The organism is Rhizobacter sp. (assembly GCF_031412075.1).
Classification (GTDB): Bacteria; Pseudomonadota; Gammaproteobacteria; order Burkholderiales; family Burkholderiaceae_C; genus Rhizobacter.
In genome coordinates this window covers 1-2,304 of the sequence record NZ_JANOCG010000422.1, presented here as the reverse complement: position 1 = coordinate 2,304, position 2,304 = coordinate 1, and the positions used below count along the sequence as shown (strand labels likewise).

The 2,304-nt window shown below is 68.4% G+C and carries 3 protein-coding genes; 1 reads left to right on the top strand and 2 read right to left on the bottom strand.

Annotation, left to right across the window (positions count from 1 at the left end):
* The coding region (locus tag RMO40_RS15865) for a porin (protein ID WP_309723446.1) at positions 1–894 on the bottom strand (894 nt) is incomplete at its 3' end.
* A gap of 148 nt (positions 895–1,042) precedes the next feature.
* Between RMO40_RS15865 and RMO40_RS15860 the strand changes: the two genes are divergently transcribed.
* The gene (locus RMO40_RS15860; protein WP_309723443.1) at positions 1,043–1,642 is read left to right on the top strand and encodes a MarC family protein; all 600 of its coding nucleotides are present in this window, start codon (positions 1,043–1,045) and stop codon (positions 1,640–1,642) included.
* On the opposite strand, the gene RMO40_RS15855 is transcribed toward RMO40_RS15860, so the two are convergent.
* Positions 1,624–2,304 (bottom strand): FAD-dependent oxidoreductase (locus RMO40_RS15855; protein WP_309723440.1); only part of this gene is annotated, 681 nt, incomplete at its 5' end. The genes RMO40_RS15860 and RMO40_RS15855 overlap by 19 nt on opposite strands.

Here is a 2,304-nt window from a genome sequence, read left to right as displayed (position 1 = left end):
GCCCACGCCCTTGTCGTCGACCTTGGTGTAGAAGGCGTAGACCTTGGTGCGCTTGCTCAGGTTCTGGTTGACGCCGAAGGTGAACTGGTCGGCCTCGTTGTTGCCGGCGCGGCGGCTGTAGTCACCGGCGTGACCGTAGTTCGCGTGGAGCTCGGTCTTGCCCATCGTGTACATGCCGGCGACGCGCCAGTTGGTGCGGTCACCGAAACCGATGCCGTAGCCGTCAGTGTCGCGCTGGATCGTGCCGGCGACCGTGAAGGCACCCAGCTCGTAGAGTGCGCGAACCGCGAACTGCTTGGCGTTCTTGTTGTTGGGTGCGCTCTTCTCGTAGCCGGCACCCAGGTGCAGCGGGCCCGCATCGTAGTTCAGCGCGAAGTCGTAAGTGCGCTCGCCGCCGTTGCCGGCCGTGACCGCGCCTTCAAGGGTCGCGCCGCCGAGCGACGGGGTGCGGTACGCCACCTTGTCGGTGTTGCGGCCGATGTAGGCGTAGAAGGCGTCCGACGAGGTGCCCGTCTCGTGGTTGTGCATGCCGATGTAGTCGGACGTGGCGTAGTAGGCCTCGCTGGTGAAGTTGCCCAGACGGACCATGCCGAAGCCGCCCGACAGGTTCACTTCGCTCTGGCGCGCCCAGAAGGCGCCTTGCGACTGCGTACCGTTGTTGATGTTGAAGCCGTGCTCGATCTGGAAGCCGGCCTTCATGCCACCACCCAGGTCTTCGCTGCCCCGCAGGCCGAAGCGCGAGGCGTTGTTCACCATGCGGGTGTCGTTGGTGTTGCCGATCTTCTGGCGCTCGATCGTGACGTTCAGGCGGCCGTAGAGGTTGACGGTGCTTTGGGCTTGGGCGCTGGCGCCGACGCTGGCCAGAACGGCCGCGAGAATCAGGGAGCGTTGCATGGAGGGCATCCTTGGGTGGTTCCGGAAAAACGCAATTCTAGGCAGTGCGCTGGCGTTAACCCTGATTTGACGTGCCTGAAATGCTGCCGTGCAGCATCCGCGCAACACTCTGACACGGCCCAGCCCCGCCAATGACAATGCCCCCGCCATGGACCACACCTTTCTGTCCGCCCTGGTGCTGCTGCTGCTGGTGCTCGACCCTTTGGGCAGCCTGCCGGTGTTCATCTCCGTGATGCGGCAGGTGGCCCCGGAGCGGCGCACGATCGTCGCGGCGCGCGAATCGGCGCTGGCCTTCGTCGCCTTGCTGACCTTCATGCTGAGTGGCCAGGCGTTCCTGACCCTGATGCGCTTGTCCGAGCGCTCGCTGGAGGTGGCCGGCGGCGTGATCCTGCTGATCATCGCGGTGCGCATGATCTTCGCGTCGGGCAGCGAGATGTACGCCGCCGACGGCAAGGGCCGCGAACCGTTCCTGTTTCCGCTGGCCGTGCCGCTGCTGGCGGGCCCGTCGGCCATGGCCACCGTGCTGCTGCTGGCCTCGCGCCAGCCCGAACGCCTGCTCGACTGGGTGGCCGCACTGACGGCGGCGATGGGGGTCAGCTTCGCGGTGCTGCTCGGCGCCGACCGCATCCGGCGCTGGATCGGATCGTCGATGGTCAGCGCGTTGGAAAAGCTGATGGGGCTGGTGCTCACCGCGATCGCGGTCGAAATGATCCTGGCCGGGTTGAAGCGCTACTTCTTCGAGGCCTGATCGAACTTGCCGTAGCGGGCCAGGAATGCGCCGTCGATGCGGTCCTTCCAGCGGCCGGCCCAGCGCCCTTCGGCAGAGAAATCGCCCCAGCTGGCGATGGCGCGGCCGTCGCCGGTGGACAGCAGGTACAGCGAGCGGCGCTGCGGCGTGTGGTGGGCCAGTCGCGCGCCGCGCAACCAGCCCAGCAGGTTGCGCGCCAGCACCGGGCCGGCCCGCACCGCGTGCACGCCGCTGCGCGGATGCGGGTGGTCGGCCCGCGCGCTGACGTCGCCGGTGGCGAAGACGCTCGGGTGGCTGGTGCTCTGCAGTGTCGGGCCGGTGCTGACGAAACCGTCGGCATCGAGCGCCAGGCCGCTCGCCCGCAGCCACGCCGGGGCATCGCTGCCGACCGCGATGATCGGCACGTCACAAGCCACCCGCAGGTTGCCCAGGCAGACATGCCACGGTTCGATCGCCGTGCAGCGCCCGGGCAGCAACTGGATGTCGTGCCGCTGGAGCGCGAACTCGGCGCGGTGCCGAGCACCGGCCGCCTGGCCGGGCAGCAAGCCACCGTCGGCGACCAGCGTGACCGTTGCGGGCCGTTCGAGAGCCTGGCGCACGGCCAGTGCGATCTCGGTGCCAGCGGCGCCACCCCCGACGACGACCACGTCCAGGGCGCGCTC

Bases quoted from the DNA above. Each gene is read 5' to 3' on its own strand.
- RMO40_RS15860 (WP_309723443.1), top strand. From the start codon at position 1,043: ATGGACCACACCTTTCTGTCCGCCCTGGTGCTGCTGCTGCTGGTGCTC.